This is a genomic window from Paracoccus aeridis (genome assembly GCF_004923205.2).
Taxonomy (GTDB): domain Bacteria; phylum Pseudomonadota; class Alphaproteobacteria; order Rhodobacterales; family Rhodobacteraceae; genus Paracoccus; species Paracoccus aeridis.
In genome coordinates this window covers 111,104-130,894 of the sequence record NZ_SELD02000006.1, presented here as the reverse complement: position 1 = coordinate 130,894, position 19,791 = coordinate 111,104, and the positions used below count along the sequence as shown (strand labels likewise).

Sequence of the window (19,791 nt, the reverse complement as noted above, 5' to 3'; positions counted from 1 at the left end):
CCGGGATTACTGCGCCGCAGCCTTGGTGACCGGCCAGTAATAGGCGGACTCGACCGCGCCGCCGGCCTGGAAGCCGTTGACGTTCGCCTGCATCGCCGTCTGCTCGATCTGCTGGAACAGCGGGATCAGCGGCGAGGTCGCCTGCGCGACCCGCTGCATCTCCTCGTACATGGCGCGGCGCTTGGCCTCATCCTGTTCGACCACCGCCGCCTCGACCATCGGCGTCGTCTCGGCCGCGGCATAGGCGTTGCGCCACGCGAGATTGCCGACCAGCTTCGCGTCGGCCGAGTTGTCGGGGTTCGAGGCAAAGACCGACGCGTTGGTGTGCGGGTCAGGATAGTCGGTGCCCCAGGTCTGCAGCGTCAGCTCGTGGTTGCGGGCGCGGTAGATTTCCAGCGCCTCGGACCCCACGACCGGGCGCAGGTTCAGGGTGATGCCGGCCTGCGCCATGGTGCCCTGCAGCGCCTGCCCGATGTCGATCCGCTCCTGCTCGTTGCGCATCAGGAACTCGATCGGGAAGCCGTCGGGATAGCCGGCCTCGGCCAGCAGCGCCTTGGCCTTTTCCACGTCGAGCTTGTAGGGATTGTCCTTGATCTCGCCCAGGAACCCTTGGGGCAGGAACGACTGGTGGACCACGTCGCGGCCCTTCAGCAGCGTGTTCGTCAGCCCCTCGTAGTCCACGAGGTACTTGATCGCCTCGACCACCTTCGGGTTCTTCAGGATCTCGTTGTTCTGGTTGGCGCCGAGATAGTAGATCAGGCCGCGCAGGCTGTCCTGCACCTTCAGCCCCTCGACGTTCGAGATCGCCTCGATATCGGTGGGGGTCAGGTTGCGGACCATGTCCACGTCGCCCTGTTCCAGAAGCAGGCGCTGGGTCGCGGGTTCGGCCACGTGGCGCACGAAGACGCGCTTCATCTGCAGGTCGGCGGCGCGGTCCCAGTTCGGGTTCGCCTCGAGGATGATGGCCTCGTTCGGGGTCCACGACCGCAGCGTGTAGGCGCCGGACCCGGCCGAGTTCTGGCTGAGCCACTTGTTGCCGAGGTCCTCGCCCTCGGCGTGCTGCATGACCGTTTCCATGTCCACGACCGAGCCCGCCGATGCGGTCAGCGCGTTGGTCAGGAAGGTCGGCGCGAAGGGGCGGTCCGTCTGGATCACCAGCGTCATGTCGTCGGTGGCCCGCACGTTCTGGTCGACATTCTCCTTGGTCAGGCCGAACTGCGTGATGATGAACGCGGGCGTCAGGTCCAGCTTGACCACGCGCTGCAGCGACCAGGCGGCGTCCTGCGCGCGGACGGGGTTGCCCGACGCGAACTTGCGGCCTTCCTGCATCTTGAAGGTGAAGGTCCGGCCGTCCTCGGACACCGACCATTCGCTGGCGAGGCCCGGGATCGGCTGCAGGCTCACCGGGTCCACGTCCACCAGCGTCTCGTAGACGTTGTTGATCTGGTCGCCGCCCGAGATTTCGAAGCTCTGCGCCGGATCCATCGACAGCATGTCGTCGATCGAGGTGGCGATGACCAGCGTGTCGGGGGGCGTGGCGGCCAGCGCCATCGATCCGGCGAGCGCGGTGCCCAGCAGCAGCGAGCCGGCAAGGATGGGGGTGCGAAGATTGAACACGTGAGAACCTCTTGTCTGTCAGCAGCCGGTCGGCGCGCCGAGTGGGAGTTCAGGCATCCGCGCCACGCTACGTCACGTTTTCGGTTGTTGCAAATCCGCTCTCGCGTGACCCGGCCGGACCGGGCCAGGGCCCGTCGGGCAGGGTGCGCCTGCCCGATCCCTGTCCACCGGAAACTGCCGCTCAGCGCATCCGCAGCGCGCCGTCCAGCCGTATCGTCTCGCCGTTCAGGTAGCCGCAGCTGACGATGAAGGCGGCGAGGCGGGCGTATTCCTCGGGCTGGCCCAGCCGCTTTGGGAAGGTCACCTCGGCGGCCAGGCTGTCCTGCACGTCCTGGGGCAGGCCGCGCAGCATGGGCGTTCCGAAGATGCCGGGCGCGATGGCGCAGACGCGGATCCCCGACCGGGCAAGGTCGCGCGCGATCGGCAGGGTCATGCCGGCGATCCCCGCCTTGGACGCGCCATAGGCCGCCTGTCCGGCCTGTCCGTCGAACGCGGCGACCGAGGCGGTGTTGACGATCACGCCATTCTCCTCGCGCCCGTTGCGCGCCATTTCCGCGGCGGCGAGCCGCAGCACGTTGAAGCTGCCGACCAGGTTGATGTCGATCACGCGGCGGAAGGTGTCGAGCTTGTGCGGCCCGTCGCGGCCCACCGTCTTTTCGCCGATGGCGATGCCCGCGCAGTTCACACAGGCGTCGATCCCGCCCATCTGATCCACCGCGCGGGCGACGGCGGCGGCGACGCTGCCCTCATCGGTCACGTCGGTCTGCGCGAAGCCCGCCCCGATCGAGTCGGCGAACGCCTCGCCCGCCGGGTCGCGGTCCAGGATCGTGACCTGCGCCCCGATGTCGCGGAAGTGCTGCGCCGTCGCTGCGCCAAGGCCGGATGCGCCGCCGGTCACGATTGCGCGGGTCGTCGTCAGGTCCATGGTCTTCCCCCTTGTTGATGCGGCGCGATCCTAGGCCGGGTCACGCCCGAGGCAAGCGCGATCGCGCGCCGCGCCGGCCGCAACCATCTCTCGGCCGCGTTAACCATTTCTAAGGACTTGGCCCGGCATGATGGGCGCAGGAAAGCCGGGGCTCCGCGTGCGTCAACTCGTCCTCATCCTTGTCGCGCTTCTCATCCTGCCGCTTCGCGCTGCGGCGGGGGACGGCACGTGGACGCAGTTCGACCTGTCGAAGGACGGGGCGCTGCTGGTCGCGAACGCCGAGCGCGGGCGGCAGGTCTACGGTCTGGTCGCGGGCAAGGACGGCGACGAGGCGTGGCTGGCCGTCTCGCTGCTGCGGACCTGGGCCGTGGGCGACGAGGGGGCGCCGTGGAAGCTGCGTGCCGGGACGGGCCTCAAGGTCGAGAAGATCGGCGTCCACGAGGTCATGGACTACCGCTATCGCTGGTGCGACGACATGGCGGACGACTGCAAGGCCGCTCGGGCGGGGGTGCGGCTGCAGGCCGAGCGGTGGAAGTCCTATGACCGCGTGGGCCTTTACCTGATGGCCGACTACAACAGCATCGCGCAGGCCAGGCTCGCTGTGGCCGGGCTGACGCATCTGAAGACGGGCCTCGGCGGGCAGCTGTCGGTCTATGACGACGACGAGGGGGACACCGTCCCCGCCGTCATGCTGTCCGCGCCCATCCGCAAGACCGGCCTGTCGATCCGGCTGGGGCACAAACCCACCGAAAGGGAAACCTTCCTGGGCGTCAGCTTCTCGACCTACTGACGCCGCCGTCCGCCTCAGCGCGCGCCGATGTCGCGCAGGTCAAAGGGCGTCGTCTGGTAGATCTCGTTGATCCAGCTGCCGTAAAGCAGGTGCGCGTGCGCGCGCCACAGGTTCGACGGGCACAGGCGCGGATCGTCGTCGGGGTAGTAGTTCGCGGGCACGTCGATCTGCTTTCCCGCCTCGACGTCGCGGTCGTATTCCTCCTTCAGCGTGCCGGAATCGTATTCCAGGTGGTTGAAGATGTAGAGCGTCCGGGCCGCGCGATCTTCCAGCAGGCACGGGCCCACGGCGGGCGATGACAGCAGCGTCGTGAGCTCGGGACGCGCGTCCACGTCGGACTGGCGCACCTCGGTCCAGCGGCTCACGGGCACCAGCACTTCGTCGGAAAAGCCCCGCACGAAGGGCGAGGCGGGCTGCAGGTTGTCGTGCCGGAAGCAGCCGAAGGCCTTGCGGTCCAGCATGTGCTTGGGCAGCCCGTGGAAATGCCACCCCATCGCCATGCCGCCCCAGCAGACGCCGAAGCTGGAATGGACGTGGCTGCGCGACCAGTCGAAGACGCGGCGCAGCTCGTCCCAGTAGGTGACCTCCTCGAACGGCAGGTGCTCGACCGGGGCGCCGGTGACGATCAGCCCGTCGAAGCGCTCGCCCGAGGCCGCGACCTCGGCGAAGGGCCGGTAGAACGACGCGAGGTGGTCGGCCGCGGTGTTGCGGCTTTCATGGTCCGACATGCGGATCAGCGACAGGTCGATCTGCAGGGGCGTCGCGCCGATCAGCCGGGCGAACTGGTTCTCGGTCTGGATCTTCTTCGGCATCAGGTTGAGAAGCGCGATCCGGAGCGGGCGGATGTCCTGCGTCGCCGCCCGCCCCGGCGACATGACCATGACGCCCTCGCGCGACAGGATGTCGTAGGCGGGCAGGTCTTCGGGCAGGGTGATCGGCATCAGGCGGTTCCCTTGGCTTGCAGGTGAAGCGGTTGCGCGGCGCAGGCGCGCGCGTCGATCGCGTCGGCGATCAGGTCGATGAAGTCACCGGGCGTTTCCACCCGCGCGATGTCGTCGGCGGCCACGGTGACGCCGTGCCGGGCCATCGCGGCATAGCGCGGCTGGCGGTGCGCCAGCGCGCGCGCATAGACCCAGCGGATGAAGCCATCGGGATCGACGGGGCCGGGATGCTCGCGCCCGTAGTCGGCCCAGGCGGCGCGCAGAAACGCGGGCTGGTAGTACATCGGCTTCGGCGCGCGGTCGAAACGGCGCACCAGCTCGGCCGTGTGCGCCGCGCTTCCCTCGATCCACACCGGCAGCAGCAGCCCCGACAGCGCCGTCATCACCGGGTCGGCGGGATCGTCCGGGTCCACGACCTCGCAGATCGACCCGGAGGTGTCGCAGACGAAATGCGGATAGCCATAGATCGCCTGCGCGCGCTCGACGAAATGCGCGCTGTCGAGCATCGCCGCGATCTCGGCCGCGCGGTGCTGGTTCTGCCGGCGCATGTAGTCGTCGAACTCAAGCCCCCCGCGCGCGGGGTCGCCGGGCTTGCCCAGATAGGTCGAGAGCGGCGCGAGGTTGTCGAAGGTGATGTTCGATTCGATCCGAACCGAATCCGTCAGCAGCAGCTCGCGCAGCAGCGGCACCTGCATGGCGTGGCGCATGAAGTCGTCGGCGATCAGCTCGCCCATGTAGCGGGTGCCGATGCGATAGTCGACGCTGTAGTGGAACCAGTCGCCCGACCGCCGCAGCATCGACGCGATGTGGGTCTTGCCGAGGCCCGACATGCCGAAAAGCATGACGCGGCGCGCGCTTGCGTTGCGCCAGTCCCGTCCCGAGTCATGGATCATCGGCCGTCCCCGTTCGTGCGATGGACGCCTAGGTAAGCCGCGGCCGCGCGGTTGGCTAGAGCCCCGGCCGGTCGCGCGGTCGGCGATAACGGTTGCGCGACCGGGCGCGGGGCCGCATGGTTTCCCCATTCGATCACGAGAGGAGGAAGACCGGATGCGTTACGGATTGATGACCGCCATCCTGCTGGGAAGCACCGCGGCGGCGTTCGCCCAGACGACGACGGCGCCAGAGGCGACGGTGGCGCCAGAGGCGACGGCAGCGCCGGAAACCCCGCCGGCATCGGCGGCAGCGCCCGCGCCGGCAACGTCCGAACCCGCGGCAACCGCACCGGCGAGCGACGCGCCCGCGCCCGCGGTCGCCGACGCCGCCACCGTTGCCCCGCCGCTCGACGCGTTCGGTCCCCTGTCGGATGCCGCGAAAGCCGCGATGACCGCAAAGGCCGAGGGACGCCCCTCCACCGGCAAGGACTGGATGGTCGCCGCCGCAAACCCGCTCGCGGTCGAGGCGGGCGCGAAGATCCTGGGCGCGGGCGGCAGCGCCGCCGACGCGATGGTCGCGGTGCAGAGCGTCCTCGGCCTCGTCGAGCCGGAAAGCTCGGGGCTCGGCGGCGGATCGTTCGTCGTCTGGTACGACGCGGAAAGCGGGCAGGTGACCACGCTTGACGCGCGCGAGACCGCGCCGCGCGGGGCCACGCCGCAGCTCTTCCTCGACGACAAGGGCGAGCCGCTGGAGTTCATGGACGCCGTCGTCGGCGGCCGCTCGGTCGGCACGCCCGGCACGCCGCGCCTGATGGAGGAGGCGCATCGCCGCTGGGGCCGGATGAACTGGGCCGCGCTGTTCGATGACCCGATCCGGCTGGCGGACGAAGGCTTCACCGTCTCGCCCAAGCTCGCGAAGCTGGTGGCGGACGAAGGCGACGACCTCAAGCGCTATCCGTCGACCACCGACTATTTCTTCCCCGGCGGGCAGCCGATCGCCGCGGGATCGCAGCTGAAGAACCCGGCCTATGCCGAGACACTGCGGCAGCTGGCGCAGGGTGGCGCGGATGCGTTCTACCGCGGCGACACGGCCCGCGCGATCGTCGCGGCGGTGCGGGGCGCCACCGACAACCCGGGCACGCTGTCGATGGACGACCTTGCGGGCTACCGGGTGATCGAGCGGGCGCCGGTCTGCGTCGAATACCGCGCCCACGACGTCTGCGGCATGGGGCCGCCGTCGTCCGGCGGGCTGACGGTGGGGCAGATCCTGGGGATGCTCGGCGGCTACGATCTTGCGTCGCTGGGGGCCGAGAACCCGGAAAGCTGGCGGCTGATCGGGGACGCCTCGCGCCTGGCCTTCGCCGACCGGGGCCGCTACATGGCCGACCCGGACTTCGTCCCGGTGCCGACGTCCGGGCTGGTCGATCCCGGCTATCTGGCCGAGCGGGGCAAGCTTCTTGCCGGCGACGACAGCCTGCCCGAGGTCAGCGCGGGCACGCCGGGCTGGACCCACGCCCTGAACTGGGGGCAGGACAGCGCGCTCGAACTGCCCTCGACGTCGCACATCTCGATCGTGGACCGTTACGGCAACGTCATGTCGATGACGACGACGATCGAGAACGGGTTCGGGTCGCGGATGATGGCGGCGGGGTTCCTGCTCAACAACGAACTCACCGACTTCTCGTTCGAGACGCATGACAACGACGGCTACGCCATCGCCAACGCCGTCGCGCCCGGCAAGCGCCCGCGGTCGTCGATGTCGCCCACCATCGTGCTGAAGGACGGCAAGCCCGTGATGACCATCGGCTCGCCGGGCGGCAGCCGGATCATCGGCTACGTCGCCCGCGCGCTGATCGCGCAGCTGGACTGGGGCATGAACGTGCAGCAGGCGCTGGATGCGCCCCATCTCGTCAACCGCTTCGGCACGATGGAGGTGGAGGAGGGCCGCGCCCCGGAACTCGCCGCCGCGCTGGCCGACATGGGCTTCGAAGTCGACGAGGCGACGCTGACGTCCGGTCTCCACGGCATCGTCATCACGCCCGACGGGCTGGAAGGCGGCGCCGATCCCCGGCGCGAGGGGATCGCGATCGGCGGCTGAGGCGACCCGCCCCGCCCCAAGGAAAAACCCCCGGCCGAAAGGCCGGGGGTTCGTTTCTTCTACGGTCTGCCGATGCAGGGCCCTGCCGATCGGGTAGCCTGCCGATCCGGTGGCCGATCCGATGGCCTGCCGATCAGGCGCGGGCGAGGTTGCGCAGCACGTAGTGCAGCACGCCGCCGTTCTGCAGGTATTCGATCTCGACCTCGGTATCGACGCGGGCCTTCAGCTGTACCGTCTTCACGGTGCCGTCGGCGAAGCGGATCGTCGCCGGGACCAGCGACAGCGGCTTGAAATCGCCCGCCAGCCCGTCGATCGAGATCACCTCGTCGCCGGTCAGCCCCAGCGACTTGCGGTTGTCCCCGCCGGTGAACTCGAACGGGATCACGCCCATGCCGACGAGGTTCGAGCGGTGGATGCGCTCGAACGATTCCGCGATCACGGCCTTGACGCCCAGCAGGTTCGTGCCCTTGGCCGCCCAGTCGCGGCTCGACCCCGCGCCGTATTCCACGCCCCCCACGACGACCAGCGGAACGCCCATGTCCTTCCACGCCATCGCCGCGTCGTAGATCGACGTCTGGCCGCCGTCCGGGCCCTTGGTGTAGCCGCCCTCGACGCCGTCCAGCATCTCGTTCTTGATGCGGATGTTGGCGAAGGTGCCGCGCATCATGACCTCGTGGTTGCCGCGGCGCGAGCCGTAGCTGTTGAAGTCGGCGGGCGCGACCTGGCGCTCGGTCAGGTACTGCCCGGCCGGGGTGGTCGGCTTGAACGAGCCTGCGGGGCTGATGTGGTCGGTCGTGATCATGTCGCCGAGGATCGCCAGCACGCGCGCGTCCCTGATGTCGCTGATGACGCCCGCCTCGCGCGGCATGCCCTGGAAGTAGGGCGGGTTCTGGATATAGGTCGACGCCGCCGGCCAGTCGTAGGTCTCGCTGTCGGTCGTTCCCACCGCCTGCCAGCGCTCGTCGCCCTTGAAGACGTCGGCATACTTGGTCTGGAACATCTCGCGGGTGACGATCTTCTCGACCAGTTCCGCCACCTCGCGCGAAGACGGCCAGATGTCCTTCAGATAGACCGGGTTGCCGTCCTTCGACGTGCCGATCGGCTCGCGCGTGATGTCGATGTTCATGTCGCCCGCGATCGCGTAGGCCACGACCAGCGGCGGGCTGGCGAGATAGTTCGCGCGCACGTCGGGCGAGATCCGGCCCTCGAAGTTGCGGTTGCCCGACAGGACCGACACGGCGACCAGGTCGTTGTCGTTGATGGCCTTCGAGATTTCGGGCTCCAGCGGGCCGGAGTTGCCGATGCAGGTGGTGCAGCCGAAGCCGACGAGGTTGAAGCCCAGCGCGTCGAGTTCGCTCTGCAGCCCCGCGGCTTCCAGGTATTCGGCCACGACCTGCGACCCGGGCGCGAGCGAAGTCTTGACCCACGGCTTGCGGGTCAGTCCCAGTTCGTTGGCCTTCTTCGCCACAAGCCCCGCCGCCATCAGCACATAGGGGTTCGACGTGTTGGTGCAGGACGTGATCGCCGCGATCACGACCGATCCGTCGCGCAGGGTGAAGTCCCGTCCCTCGACGGCGGCGCGGCCCAGCATGCCGTCGCGGTCGCCACCGGGAATGTCTTCCGGCGCGGGCATGGGGGCGCCGCCCTCGGACGTCATCCTGGCCTTCTGCGCGGCCGGCGCGGTCGGCGCGGGCGGCAGGCTGGCGATGTAGTCGCGGAAGGTCTGGGCCGCGGCGTCCAGCGCGACGTGGTCCTGGGGCCGCTTCGGCCCCGAGATCGCCGGCACCACGTCGCCCAGGTCGAGCGACAGCGTCGAGGTATAGACCGGCTCGTAGGCCGCATCGCGCCACATGCCGTTGGCCTTGGCGTAAGCCTCGACCAGCGCGATGCGGTCCTCGTCGCGGCCGGTCTGGCGCAGGTAGCGCAGTGTTTCGTCGTCGATCGGGAAGAAGCCGCAGGTCGCGCCGTATTCGGGGGCCATGTTGGCGATCGTCGCCCGGTCGGCCAGCGGCATGTTGTCGAGGCCCTGGCCGTAGAATTCCACGAACTTGCCGACGACCTTGTGGTCACGCAGCATCTTGACGACCTTCAGCACCAGGTCGGTCGCGGTCACGCCCTCGCGCAGCGCGCCGGTGATCTTGAAGCCCACGACTTCCGGGATCAGCATGGAAATGGGCTGGCCCAGCATCGCGGCCTCGGCCTCGATCCCGCCGACGCCCCAGCCGAGGACGGCGAGGCCGTTGACCATGGTCGTGTGGCTGTCGGTGCCGACCAGCGTGTCGGGATAGGCGACCTCGGCCCCGGTCTGGTCGGTGTCGGTCCAGACGGTCTGGGCAAGGTATTCAAGGTTGACCTGGTGGCAGATGCCCGTGCCGGGCGGCACCACGCGGAAGTTGTTGAACGCGCCCTGGCCCCATTTCAGGAACTGGTAGCGTTCCATGTTGCGCGCGTATTCCAGGTCCACGTTGCGCTGGAAGGCGCGGGGGTTGCCGAACTCGTCCACCATGACCGAGTGGTCGATCACGAGGTCCACGGGGTTCAGCGGGTTGATCTTCTGCGCGTCGCCGCCAAGCGCCACGATCCCGTCGCGCATCGCCGCAAGGTCCACCACCGCCGGAACGCCGGTGAAGTCCTGCATCAGCACGCGCGCCGGCCGATAGGCGATCTCGCGCGGGTAGTTGCCGGCGTTCGCGGCCCATTCGGCGAAGGCCCTGATGTCGTCGGTGCTTACCGTCCGGCCGTCATCCTCGAACCGCAGCATGTTCTCCAGAACGACCTTGAGCGAAGCGGGAAGCCGCGAGAAGTCGCCGAGGCCCGCCTCGGTCGCGGCCTGGATCGAATAGTAGGACACGGTCTTGCCGCCGACGGTCAGGTCGCGGCGGGTCCTGGCGGTGTCTGAACCGGTGACAATGGGCATGATGCTTGTTCCCTCTGGCGGTGCCGGCAGGCTGGCGGCTGGCTTGGTATGACGCTGGCCACGGATTGCCCGGAATCGCCGGGTGCTGCAAGTCGGGCCTGAATGTATGCGGTCGTATACAACCGCCCGTCCGGCGGTGCAACCGGGGGCGGGGCGGGCCACCATGGGTTCTCGCCCGGCCCCGCGGCGGCGGCCCGCCCCCGGTGTGGCGGTGCCGCACGGGGGCCGGCGGATGGCCGCGCCCTAACGAAGCGTTGATTTGCGATCCGCGCCCGAAGGCACGACTTCCGTGGGTATGCAATCGAACCCCGCCTACATTCCTTCGGATCGCGCCTGGGCCCTGTCCGCGCGCTTCAAGGCCGCGCTTGCCGCAACGGCGCTGGCCTCTTGCCTGGCAGCAGGCCCCGGCTTCGCGCAGGACCTGGCCGCATCCGGGCCGCAGGTCGGCGAGGTCGCGGCGGACGCGTCCGCAGCGACGGAGCTGGCCGCCGGCCACGATGTTGCGCCCGACGACGGCGATCTTGGCGTGATCGAGGCGCCCGAGGGGGCGGCTATGCTGTCGGGCTCCGACGCGGCCGCGATGTCGCTGATGGACGAGGGCGTAGTCGGGGACGCGGACGCGGGCCTTGCCGGCATCCTGTCGGGCGACGCGGCGGCGGCGCCCCGGCGCGCCTCGCCCGAGGGCTGGGGCGCGGCCGCGCTGCTCGGCAACGGCGCGAATGCCGGCGCTGCGGGGGGATCCCCGTCCGGCCCCCTGGACGAGCCGGACACCGACCCGCTGAACGCCGACCCGCTCAACGCCAACCCGGTGGTGATCGAGCTGTTCACCGCGCAGGGCTGTTCGTCCTGCCCGCCCGCCGACCGGCTGCTGGCCGACCTGTCCGGGCGCGTCGACGTTCTGCCGCTGTCCTGGCACGTCGATTACTGGGATTACCTGGGCTGGACCGACGAGTTCGCCCTTCCCCAGAACACCGAACGCCAGGAAGGCTATGCCCGCGCCGTGGGCGAGCAGGGCGTCTACACCCCGCAGATGATCGTGGGCGGGCAGGACACGCTTCTGAGCGTGCGGCCGGCCGAGCTGATGGCGCTGATCGGCGATCATCAGGGCCGCCCGGCAGAGGTCATGGTCACGGCGACCCGCGACGGCGCCCGCCACGTGATCCAGCTCACCCCGCGCGCTGCCATTCCGGGCGGTGTGCGCATCGTGCTGGTGCGCTATGCGCCGCGGCGCGAAGTGACGGTGCGGGCGGGCGAGAACCGCGGCCGCACGGTCGTCTATGCCAACGTGGTGCTGGGCACCCAGGAACTGACCCGCTGGGACGCGCATGCGCCGCTGCGCCTGACCGTGTCGCCCGGCGGCGGCAAGGCCGGTGACATGCCCGCCGACACGCTGCACGCGATCATCGCCCAGCAGGCGCTGCCCGGAAAGGGCGACCTGCCCGGCCCCATCCTTGCCGCGGTGCGGCTGGACTGACCGCGGGCCGCAGCCTTGCGGGCCCGCGCCGTCCGGGCCACAAGGTCGCGGACTGACCCCAGGAACGCGGCCGAGGAAGGACACGCGATGCGAAACATCAATCCGGGCCTGAAGGCGGCGCTGGAATACGGCCCGCTGGTGGTCTTCTTCCTGGCCTTCCTGCTGCTCAAGGAACGCACCATCAGTCTCGGCGGGAACGACTATGGCGGCGTCGTCGGCGCAACGCTCGTGTTCGTGCCGGTGCTGGTCGTCTGCACGCTGGCGCAATGGGCGCTGACGGGGAAGCTGTCGGTCATGCAGGTGCTGACGCTGGTTCTGGTGGTGGTGTTCGGCGGGCTGTCGATCTGGCTCAACGACCCGCGCTTCTTCAAGATGAAGCCCACGATCATCTACGCGATCTTCGCGGGGCTGCTGGCGCTCGGCCTCGCGCTCGGGCGCAACTGGCTGGAACTGGTCATGGGCGGCGCGCTGCCGCTGACGCACGAGGGCTGGCGGACGCTGACCATCCGGCTGATCTGGTTCTTCGTCGCGCTGGCGGCGCTGAACGAGGTCCTGCGGCGCGCGACCGATCCGGGCGGGTTCATGGGGCTGGTGCTGACCGACCAGGCCTGGGTGAACTTCAAGACCTTCGGCCTGACCGCCGCCACCTTCCTGTTCTTCATCGCGAACAGCAGGCTCTTTTCCCGTCACGCCCTTCCCAAGGACGGCGACTGAGCCGGGCGGAGCCGCAGCAGCCGCGACCATCGCGGGGCCTGCCGGTCGGGGATGTGCCGCGCGATCAGGGGCAGCGGAAGCGACCACGGATGGCACAGCGCCGCGCGGTAAAGATCGAACATCCCCTCGCGCAGGTAGGGCGACCAGTGGCAGGCGCGCGATCCCCTGGCCGAGACGGCGAAGCCGAGCGCGGCAAGCCCCGCGAGCACCTCGGGCTGGTCGATCTGCAGGTCGATCCAGTTCCGCGCCCGCTCCGACAGGCCCAGCCCGATCGTCGCGCCAAGGCCGCCGCGCAGCAGCAACTCCATCGCGAAGTCGAACGGGTCGTTCTCGCGCGTGGTGACGTTGATGACCTCGGCCCGGGTGCCGCCGGGCGCGGCGAGCGCCGCCTCGGCCCGGTCGCGGAACTCGGCCCCGGCCAGAAGGACGACCCGGCCCATGCTGCCCGGCCGCACCTGCGCCATGGCGCTGAGCGCGACCCGCGCCCCCAGCGAATGGCCGATCACGGCGACGGGGCGGCCGGCGATGTCCGCCACGCCGTCGATCAGCGCCGCGAGATCCGCGCCCACCCCGCCCGCGCGGGCATAGGCATGGCGCAGCTTGCCGCGCGCTTCCCAGCCGAAGGCGAGCGCAAGCCCCTCGTCCCCCGTGGCCGTGAAGCCCAGCCCCGCGGGCCAGGACACCGCCCGGCGCTCGCCGGCGGTGGGGGTCAGCGACAGGATGTGGCGGTGGGGGTCGTGCTGGGTCGAGGCGGGCGAGAAGCGGAAGCCGTGGACCATGGCGACGACGGGGGCGCCGGGGGCGAGACCCGCGGCGGCGGCGCGGATCGCGGGGGTAAGGGGCTGGCCTGCGTTGATGGCGTGAAGCGCCATGGCCGTCTTCCTGTCCATTGCGGTGGCGACAGCATGCCGTACCGCCGCAACGTCCCCGTGACCGCAGGATGAACGCTGCGTGACAGGTGCCCGGAAATGCAGAAGGCCGCGCACCGGGCGCGGCCTTCGGATCGGCTGGGACGGCAGACCTTACTTGATCTTGCCTTCCTTGTATTCGACGTGCTTGCGCACGACCGGGTCGTACTTGTTGACCGTCATCTTCTCGGTCATCGTGCGCGCGTTCTTCTTGGTCACGTAGAAGTGGCCGGTGCCCGCGCTGGAGTTCAGGCGGATCTTGATGGTGGTCGGCTTCGCCATGGTCGTCGCTCCTGCTCGGGCGCGGCCGTCATGATCCGTCGGGCACCCTGTAATTCCGTGAAGCCCGCCTTTTACGCAAGCGCAGGACAGAGTCAACAGCCCCGGCGCGAACATTCGCGGATCGTTCCCGATTTCGGCCGGACAGGCAGGCGAGATTTGCGCGGACGGCCTGTAAGCCGGGTTTTGTCCGGGGCCGCCCCTTGCGGGACTGCCCGTGGATGACCATTCCTCTGGCCCCGCCGTTGCCGGCGGGATCTAGCTGCCAACCCGGATCTGCTGGGGCGCAGGCGGCCCTGCGGGGCCGAAGCCCCGCGCGCGATCCCTATTCGGCATTGCTCCCGGTGGGGCTTGCCTTGCCGGTCCGGTTGCCCGTCCCGCGGTGGGCTCTTACCCCACCGTTTCACCCTTGCCGCGCGATAGGCTGCGCGGCGGTCTGTTCTCTGTGGCGCTTTCCCTGGGGTTGCCCCCGCCGGGCGTTACCCGGCACCGTGCCTGCATGGAGCCCGGACTTTCCTCGAACGGACCAGCCGCCCGCGGTCATCCGGCCATCCGCGCACCCGGGCAGATAAGCGGGCGCCCGGCGGCGGTCAAGCGCGGCAGGGCGGCGGCATCCGCGGCGGCTTGCCGGAATGAACGCTTTCGTCCGGGCGCAAACCATGTCTTACTGTCATGCGTCTGTTACATTCGTGTGTCTGGAGGCCGAGTTGGCGTTTCTGTTTCCGAGTTCCCCTGTCCGACCGCATGCCGGGCGCATCCCGTCCATCGTCGCGCATCCCGGGCTGCCGGTGCTTGTCGCCGCGTGGGGCATCCTTCTGGCGGCGAGCGTGTTCCAGGACGCGCTGGGGCTGGATCACGAGGCCCGCGTCTGGTTCCTCGACGTCGACGTCGAACGCAGCTTCTACACCTGGTTCTCGCAACTGCTGCTGGCGTTTACCGGCCTCATGCTGGTCGATACGGGCGTCAAGGCCGCGGGCCAGAGCCGGGTGACCGGCGTCGAGTTCGTCCTGCTGGGCGGCATCTTCTTCCTGCTGTCCGCCGACGAGGCGCTGAGCTTTCACGAAGCGGCCTCGACGCGGCTTTCCGGGGTCAGGGGGCTGCATTTCGCCTGGGTGATGCCGGCCGCCATCATCTGCGCGGCAGGGCTCGCCGCGGCGGTGCCGTTTCTGCGGCAGCTCGGGCCGCGGGTGCGGCTGATGATGCTGGTGGCGGCGGGCGTGTTCCTGTTCGGCGCCCTGGGCGTCGAGGCGATCGGCGGCGAGGTCCTGCTGGCCGCGGGCGAAGACGTCCTTGCGCGGCCGTACCGGCTGCTCGTCAACCTCGAGGAAGGGGCAGAGGGGCTGGGCGTGATCCTGTTCCTGTTCGCGCTGACCCGCCACCGCACGGACACGGGCATGGCGCCCGGCATCACGCTGTTCCGCTGATCCGGCGCGGCCGGCGGCGTCAGAACGGCACGTCGTCGGCGGAAGCCGCGGCGGGCTGGACGTAGGACGCCTTGACGTTCTTGAACCCTGCCGGGAACTCCACCGTCAGCGTGTCCTCGGCGATGCCCATGATGGTGCCGGTGCCGAACTTCTGGTGGAAGACTCGGTCGCCCACGGAAAACCGCGCCGCAGGTTCGGCGTCGATGACGACGGGCGTGCGGTGGACCGGGGCGGGCCGCGCGCCCGCGCGTTCCTGCATCCGCTTCCACCCCGGCGAATTGTACACGTCTGCGCTTGCCGCCCGTTCGTGCATCATCGAGGGCGCGAACGGCTGGCCGAAGGACTGCGCTGCCGCCCCGAAGCCGCCGCCGTAGAGCCCCGGCGGGGTCAGGACCTCAACATGATCCTCGGGCAGCTCGTCGATGAAGCGCGAGGGCAGCGAGGACTGCCACTGGCCGTACATCCGCCGGTTGCCGGCAAAGGTGATCGTCGCCAGCTCCTCGGCGCGGGTGATCCCGACATAGGCGAGGCGCCGTTCCTCCTCGAGCCCCTTCAGGCCGGATTCGTCCATGCTGCGCTGGGACGGGAACAGCCCGTCCTCCCACCCCGGCAGGAACACGATGGGGTATTCCATCCCCTTCGCGGCGTGAAGCGTCATGATCGACACCTCCTCGGCCTGCTCGCCCTCGGCCGCGTCCATGACCAGCGCCACGTGGTCCAGAAAGCCCTGCAGGTTCTCGAACCCCTCGAGCGCCTTCACCAGTTCCTTGAGGTTCTCCAGCCGCCCGGGCGCGTCGGGCGACTTGTCGTTCTGCCACATCGCCGTGTAGCCGGATTCATCCAGCATCTTCTCGGCCAGTTCGACGTGGTTCACGGTCGTGTCGAGCGCGTCGGCGTGCCAGCGGCCCATCTGGGCGGTGAAGGCGCGCAGGTTGGCGCCGCCCTTGCCGCCGAGCGCGCCGCTTGCGACGACCGACGCCGCGCCCTCGATCAGCGACAGGCCCTCGGCCCGCGCCTCGCGCTGGATGGTCTGGATCGCCTTCTCCCCCACCCCGCGCTTGGGGACGTTCACGATCCGCTCGAAGGCGAGGTCGTCGGTCGGCGAGACGGCGAGGCGGAAATACGCCATCGCGTCCCGGATTTCCTGCCGCTCGTAGAAGCGGGGGCCGCCGATCACGCGGTAAGGCAGGCCAATGGTGAGAAAGCGGTCCTCGAAGGCGCGCATCTGGTGGGTGGCGCGGACGAGGATCGCGATGTCGTTGAGGCTGCGCTTGCCGACGGAATGGCGGTGGCCCCCGTGGAACGCCTCGATCTCCTCCCCGATCCAGCGCGCCTCGGCCTCGCTGTCCCAGTGGCCGATCAGGCGCACCTTCTCCCCACCCTGCGCTTCGGTCCACAGCGTCTTGCCGAGCCGGCCCTTGTTCGCGGCGATCAGCCCCGAGGCCGCGGCGAGGATGTGGGGGGTGGAGCGGTAGTTCTGTTCCAGCCGGATCACCTGCGCGCCGGGGAAGTCCTGTTCGAACCGCAGGATGTTGCCGACCTCGGCCCCGCGCCAGCCGTAGATCGACTGGTCGTCGTCGCCCACGCAGCAGATGTTTCGGTGCGCCTGCGCCAGCAGGCGCAGCCACAGGTACTGCGCGACGTTCGTATCCTGGTATTCGTCCACGAGGATGTAGCGGAAGCGGTCCTGCCACTGCGCCAGCACATCCGGGTGCGCCTGGAAGATCGTCACGCAATGCAGCAGCAGGTCGCCGAAGTCGGCCGCGTTCAGCTCCAGCAGACGCCGCTGGTATTGTTCGTAGAGCGCCGCGCCGCGGCCGTCATAGGCCTGCGATTCGCCCGCCGGCACGCGCGAAGGCGTGAGCGCGCGGTTCTTCCAGCCGTCGATCAGCCCCGCCAGCATCCGCGCGGGCCAGCGCTTCTCGTCGATGTTCTCGGCCGCGATCAGCTGCTTCAGCAGGCGGAGCTGGTCGTCCGTGTCGAGGATCGTGAAGCCGGGCTTCAGGTGCAGGTCGCCCGCGCCGACCAGTTCCGCATGGCGGCGCAGGATCTTGACGCTGATGGAATGGAACGTGCCGAGCCACGGCATCCCCTCGACCGTCTCGCCCAGCAGGCGGGCCACGCGGTCCTTCATCTCGCGCGCGGCCTTGTTGGTGAAGGTCACGGCGAGAATGCGGCCCGGCGTCGCGCGGCCCTGCGTCAGAAGGTGGGCGATCCGCGTCGTCAGCGCGCGGGTCTTGCCGGTGCCCGCGCCCGCGAGCAGCAGGACCGGGCCGTCCAGCGTCTCGACCGCCTGCCGCTGCGCGGGGTTCAGGCCGTCGAGATAGGGCGTGGGCTGCCCCGCGGCCGCGCCCATCGCGCGCTGCGACAGGGGGATGCGGGCGGGGGCGGCGGCCGCGGCCTCGAAGGCGTCAAAGTCGTCGAACTGGCTCATGGGTCCCAGCATAGACAACGCGGCCTTCCGTGGGAAGGCCGCGTTCCTGTTACGTTCGCGGATAGCGAGCCGTTGCTGCCGCCGGTCAGTGGGCGGGCTTGTCCCCGCGGGTCTTGATCAGCGACCAGGCGACGCCTGCCGCCAGGATCACGAAGGTCACGCCGAGCGAGATCGACGGCGGCACCTTTTCGATCCCCAGCAGGTCCGCGACGATCACCTTGCCGCCGATGAAGATCAGCAGGATCGCGAGCGCGGGCTTCAGGTAGACGAAGCGGTGCAGGATCGCGGCCAGCGCGAAATAGAGCGCCCGCAGGCCGAGGATCGCGAAGATGTTCGAGGTGTAGACCAGATAGGGGTCGGTCGTGATCGCGAAGATGGCGGGCACCGAATCGACGGCGAAGACCAGGTCGGCGAACTCGATCGCGACCAGCGCCACGAACAGCGGGGTCGCATACAGCAGCGTCCGGCCCGACGGCCCCGGCTGGCGGACGAAGAAGCGGTTGCCCACGAAGCCGTTCGTCACCCGCATGTGGCGCGTGAGCCAGTTCAGCATCCTGCTTTCGCTGGGGTCGGCGTCTTCCTCGTGGCCCGACATCAGCATCCGCACCCCGGTGAAGATCAGGAACGCGGCGAACACCAGCAGCACCCATTCGTAGCGCTGGACCAGCGTCGCGCCGAACCCGATCATGATCGCGCGCAGCACGATGACGCCGAGAATGCCCCAGAACAGCACCCGGTGCTGCAGGTGACGCGGCACGGCGAAGAAGCCGAAGATCGTGGCCATCACGAACACGTTGTCCATGGCGAGCGATTTCTCGACCACGAAGCCGGTCCAGTATTCCAGCGCGGGCTGCTGGCCGAGCTGCAGCCAGACGAAGCCGCCGAAGGCCACGCCGATCGTGATGTAGAACAGCGACAGCATCAGCGACTTGCGCACGCCGATCTCCTGGTCGCCCCGGTTCAGCACGCCGAGATCGAGGACCAGCAGCACGACGACGACGGCAAGGAAGGTCAGCCACATCCACGCGGGCTGACCCATGATGAGTGATGAAAGATCCATGTCTTTTCCTCTGGGTGGTCACGAAGAAGCGACCGACATCACGATCCGCGAGGATCGCCAGAGGGGCCCGGCCGTGCTCCCACCTAGCGCGATCAACCGGCAGTTCAAGACAAAGTTGCGCTTTTGCGTGCGCGGCGTTACGGGATTTCCATGTCGAGCAGCCTTCATCCCCGCACCCGCGCCGTCCACGCCGGCACCCGTCGCAGCCAGTACGGCGAGATGGCCGAAGCATTGTTCCTGACGCAGGGCTTCGCCTACGACAGCGCCGAACAGGCCGAGGGACGGTTCCAGCAATCCGGCCCCGACGAGTTCATCTACGCCCGCTACGGCAACCCCACCAGCCGCATGTTCGAGGACCGGATGGCGTCGCTGGAAGGGACCGAGGACGCCTTCGCGACCGCCTCGGGCATGGCCGCCGTGAACGGGGCGCTGATGGCGCTGGTCAAGCCGGGGGACCGGGTGATCGCGGCGCGGCAGCTGTTCGGGTCGTGCCTGTATGTGCTCGACATCCTCGCCCGCTTCGGGGTGGACGTGACGCTGGTGGACGGCACGAAGCTGGCGGAATGGGACGCGGCGGTGACGCCCGGCACCCGCGCCGTGTTCTTCGAAAGCGTGTCGAACCCGGTGCTCGAGGTCATGGACATCGCCGGCATCGCCCGGATCGCCCACGCGGCGGGCGCGGTAGTCGTGATCGACAACGTGTTCGCCACGCCCGTCTTTTCCCGCGCGGCCGCGCAGGGCGCGGACGTCATCATCTACTCCACCACCAAGCACGTCGACGGGGGCGGGCGCTGCCTCGGCGGCGTCATCTGCGGCACGCGGCAGTTCGTGCGCGAGGTGGCGGAGCCGTATCTCAAGCACACCGGCGGCGCGATCAGCCCCTTCAACGCCTGGATCATGCTGAACGGCCTGACGACGATGGACCTGCGCGTGCGCGCGATGGCCGACAGCGCGATGCGGGTCGCATCGGGCCTCGACGGGGCAGGGGTTCGGGTGATCTATCCGGGGCTGCCGGGGCATCCGCATTATGACCTGGCGATGCGGCAGATGGGGACGGGCGGCACGATGATCGCGCTGGACCTCGGGTCGAAGGACGCGGCCTTCGCGTTCCTGAACCGCCTGCGGCTCATCAGCATCTCGAACAACCTCGGCGACGCGAAGTCGATCGTGACCCATCCGGCCACCACCACCCACCAGCGCCTGTCGCCCGAGACGCGGGCGGCGTCGGGGATCACCGAGGGCATGGTGCGCCTGTCGATCGGGCTGGAGGACGCGGGCGACATCCTGGCCGACCTGATGCAGGCGATCGGCTGAGGGCCGCGGGGCCGCTTTCAAACG

Annotated in this window: 15 protein-coding genes and 1 other RNA gene; 6 read left to right on the top strand and 10 right to left on the bottom strand. The window is 69.3% G+C overall.

Annotated features, from left to right (window positions below; translation table 11 throughout):
- Positions 1 to 6 precede the first annotated feature (6 nt).
- Entirely contained in the window at positions 7 to 1,617 is a 1,611-nt protein-coding gene (locus tag ELI80_RS03055; protein ID WP_236641298.1) for an ABC transporter substrate-binding protein, read from the bottom strand.
- Positions 1,618 to 1,798: 181 nt separating this feature from the next.
- Positions 1,799 to 2,542: an SDR family oxidoreductase gene (locus tag ELI80_RS03050; protein ID WP_136649517.1), complete on the bottom strand. Its 744-nt coding sequence runs from the start codon at positions 2,540 to 2,542 to the stop codon at positions 1,799 to 1,801.
- A 127-nt stretch (positions 2,543 to 2,669) separates the two neighbouring features.
- Between ELI80_RS03050 and ELI80_RS03045 the strand changes: the two genes are divergently transcribed.
- Entirely contained in the window at positions 2,670 to 3,332 is a 663-nt protein-coding gene (locus ELI80_RS03045; protein WP_136649516.1) for a hypothetical protein, read from the top strand.
- Positions 3,333 to 3,346: 14 nt separating this feature from the next.
- On the opposite strand, the gene ELI80_RS03040 is transcribed toward ELI80_RS03045, so the two are convergent.
- Together ELI80_RS03040 and ELI80_RS03035 are read right to left on the bottom strand one after the other, a co-directional pair.
- Positions 3,347 to 4,273: a homoserine O-succinyltransferase gene (locus ELI80_RS03040; RefSeq protein WP_136649515.1), complete on the bottom strand. Its 927-nt coding sequence runs from the start codon at positions 4,271 to 4,273 to the stop codon at positions 3,347 to 3,349.
- Positions 4,273 to 5,166, bottom strand: a complete 894-nt coding sequence (locus ELI80_RS03035; protein ID WP_136649514.1) for an ATPase — start codon at positions 5,164 to 5,166, stop codon at positions 4,273 to 4,275. Before ELI80_RS03035 ends, ELI80_RS03040 begins: the two co-directional genes overlap by 1 nt.
- 154 nt (positions 5,167 to 5,320) lie before the next feature.
- On the opposite strand from ELI80_RS03035, the gene ggt reads away from it, so the two are divergent.
- On the top strand, positions 5,321 to 7,243 hold the full coding sequence (gene ggt, locus ELI80_RS03030) for a gamma-glutamyltransferase (protein WP_236641297.1): 1,923 nt from the start codon (positions 5,321 to 5,323) through the stop codon (positions 7,241 to 7,243).
- A gap of 133 nt (positions 7,244 to 7,376) precedes the next feature.
- On the opposite strand, the gene acnA is transcribed toward ggt, so the two are convergent.
- Positions 7,377 to 10,160 carry an aconitate hydratase AcnA gene (gene acnA, locus ELI80_RS03025; protein ID WP_136649513.1) on the bottom strand — a complete coding sequence of 928 codons (2,784 nt, stop codon included), beginning with the start codon at positions 10,158 to 10,160 and terminating at the stop codon, positions 7,377 to 7,379.
- 295 nt (positions 10,161 to 10,455) lie between these two features.
- Between acnA and ELI80_RS03020 the strand changes: the two genes are divergently transcribed.
- The gene (locus ELI80_RS03020; protein WP_236641306.1) at positions 10,456 to 11,634 is read left to right on the top strand and encodes a DUF1223 domain-containing protein; all 1,179 of its coding nucleotides are present in this window, start codon (positions 10,456 to 10,458) and stop codon (positions 11,632 to 11,634) included.
- 87 nt (positions 11,635 to 11,721) lie between these two features.
- Positions 11,722 to 12,348, top strand: a complete 627-nt coding sequence (locus ELI80_RS03015) for an inner membrane-spanning protein YciB (RefSeq protein WP_136649511.1) — start codon at positions 11,722 to 11,724, stop codon at positions 12,346 to 12,348.
- Here the strand turns inward: ELI80_RS03015 and ELI80_RS03010 are convergent.
- The 3 genes from ELI80_RS03010 to rnpB form a co-directional block, all read right to left on the bottom strand.
- Positions 12,321 to 13,220 carry an alpha/beta fold hydrolase gene (locus ELI80_RS03010; RefSeq protein ID WP_136649510.1) on the bottom strand — a complete coding sequence of 300 codons (900 nt, stop codon included), beginning with the start codon at positions 13,218 to 13,220 and terminating at the stop codon, positions 12,321 to 12,323. The genes ELI80_RS03015 and ELI80_RS03010 overlap by 28 nt on opposite strands.
- Before the next feature lie 150 nt (positions 13,221 to 13,370).
- Complete coding sequence (gene rpmG, locus ELI80_RS03005) at positions 13,371 to 13,538, bottom strand: 50S ribosomal protein L33 (RefSeq protein WP_101752137.1); 168 nt, start codon at positions 13,536 to 13,538, stop codon at positions 13,371 to 13,373.
- 156 nt (positions 13,539 to 13,694) lie between these two features.
- Positions 13,695 to 14,091: RNase P RNA component class A (gene rnpB / locus ELI80_RS03000), an RNA gene on the bottom strand.
- Between the two features lie 151 nt (positions 14,092 to 14,242).
- Here rnpB and ELI80_RS02995 point away from each other — a divergent pair.
- On the top strand, positions 14,243 to 14,959 hold the full coding sequence (locus ELI80_RS02995) for a DUF8692 domain-containing protein (protein ID WP_136649509.1): 717 nt from the start codon (positions 14,243 to 14,245) through the stop codon (positions 14,957 to 14,959).
- Between the two features lie 19 nt (positions 14,960 to 14,978).
- On the opposite strand, the gene ELI80_RS02990 is transcribed toward ELI80_RS02995, so the two are convergent.
- Entirely contained in the window at positions 14,979 to 17,393 is a 2,415-nt protein-coding gene (locus ELI80_RS02990; RefSeq protein ID WP_136649508.1) for an ATP-dependent helicase, read from the bottom strand.
- Positions 17,394 to 17,478: 85 nt separating this feature from the next.
- Entirely contained in the window at positions 17,479 to 18,453 is a 975-nt protein-coding gene (locus tag ELI80_RS02985; protein WP_136649507.1) for a TerC family protein, read from the bottom strand.
- A 150-nt stretch (positions 18,454 to 18,603) separates the two neighbouring features.
- Between ELI80_RS02985 and ELI80_RS02980 the strand changes: the two genes are divergently transcribed.
- A complete protein-coding gene (locus tag ELI80_RS02980) occupies positions 18,604 to 19,767 on the top strand; it encodes an aminotransferase class I/II-fold pyridoxal phosphate-dependent enzyme (protein ID WP_136649506.1) in 1,164 nt (387 codons plus the stop codon).
- Positions 19,768 to 19,791 lie beyond the last annotated feature (24 nt).

Bases quoted from the DNA above. Each gene is read 5' to 3' on its own strand.
- ELI80_RS03050 (WP_136649517.1), bottom strand. From the start codon at position 2,542: ATGGACCTGACGACGACCCGCGCAATCGTGACCGGCGGCGCATCCGGC.
- ELI80_RS03045 (WP_136649516.1), top strand. From the start codon at position 2,670: ATGATGGGCGCAGGAAAGCCGGGGCTCCGCGTGCGTCAACTCGTCCTC.
- ELI80_RS03040 (WP_136649515.1), bottom strand. From the start codon at position 4,273: ATGCCGATCACCCTGCCCGAAGACCTGCCCGCCTACGACATCCTGTCG.
- ELI80_RS03035 (WP_136649514.1), bottom strand. From the start codon at position 5,166: ATGATCCATGACTCGGGACGGGACTGGCGCAACGCAAGCGCGCGCCGC.
- ggt (WP_236641297.1), top strand. From the start codon at position 5,321: ATGCGTTACGGATTGATGACCGCCATCCTGCTGGGAAGCACCGCGGCG.
- acnA (WP_136649513.1), bottom strand. From the start codon at position 10,160: ATGCCCATTGTCACCGGTTCAGACACCGCCAGGACCCGCCGCGACCTG.
- ELI80_RS03020 (WP_236641306.1), top strand. From the start codon at position 10,456: ATGCAATCGAACCCCGCCTACATTCCTTCGGATCGCGCCTGGGCCCTG.
- ELI80_RS03015 (WP_136649511.1), top strand. From the start codon at position 11,722: ATGCGAAACATCAATCCGGGCCTGAAGGCGGCGCTGGAATACGGCCCG.
- ELI80_RS03010 (WP_136649510.1), bottom strand. From the start codon at position 13,220: ATGGCGCTTCACGCCATCAACGCAGGCCAGCCCCTTACCCCCGCGATC.
- rpmG (WP_101752137.1), bottom strand. From the start codon at position 13,538: ATGGCGAAGCCGACCACCATCAAGATCCGCCTGAACTCCAGCGCGGGC.
- ELI80_RS02990 (WP_136649508.1), bottom strand. From the start codon at position 17,393: ATGAGCCAGTTCGACGACTTTGACGCCTTCGAGGCCGCGGCCGCCGCC.
- ELI80_RS02985 (WP_136649507.1), bottom strand. From the start codon at position 18,453: ATGGATCTTTCATCACTCATCATGGGTCAGCCCGCGTGGATGTGGCTG.
- ELI80_RS02980 (WP_136649506.1), top strand. From the start codon at position 18,604: ATGTCGAGCAGCCTTCATCCCCGCACCCGCGCCGTCCACGCCGGCACC.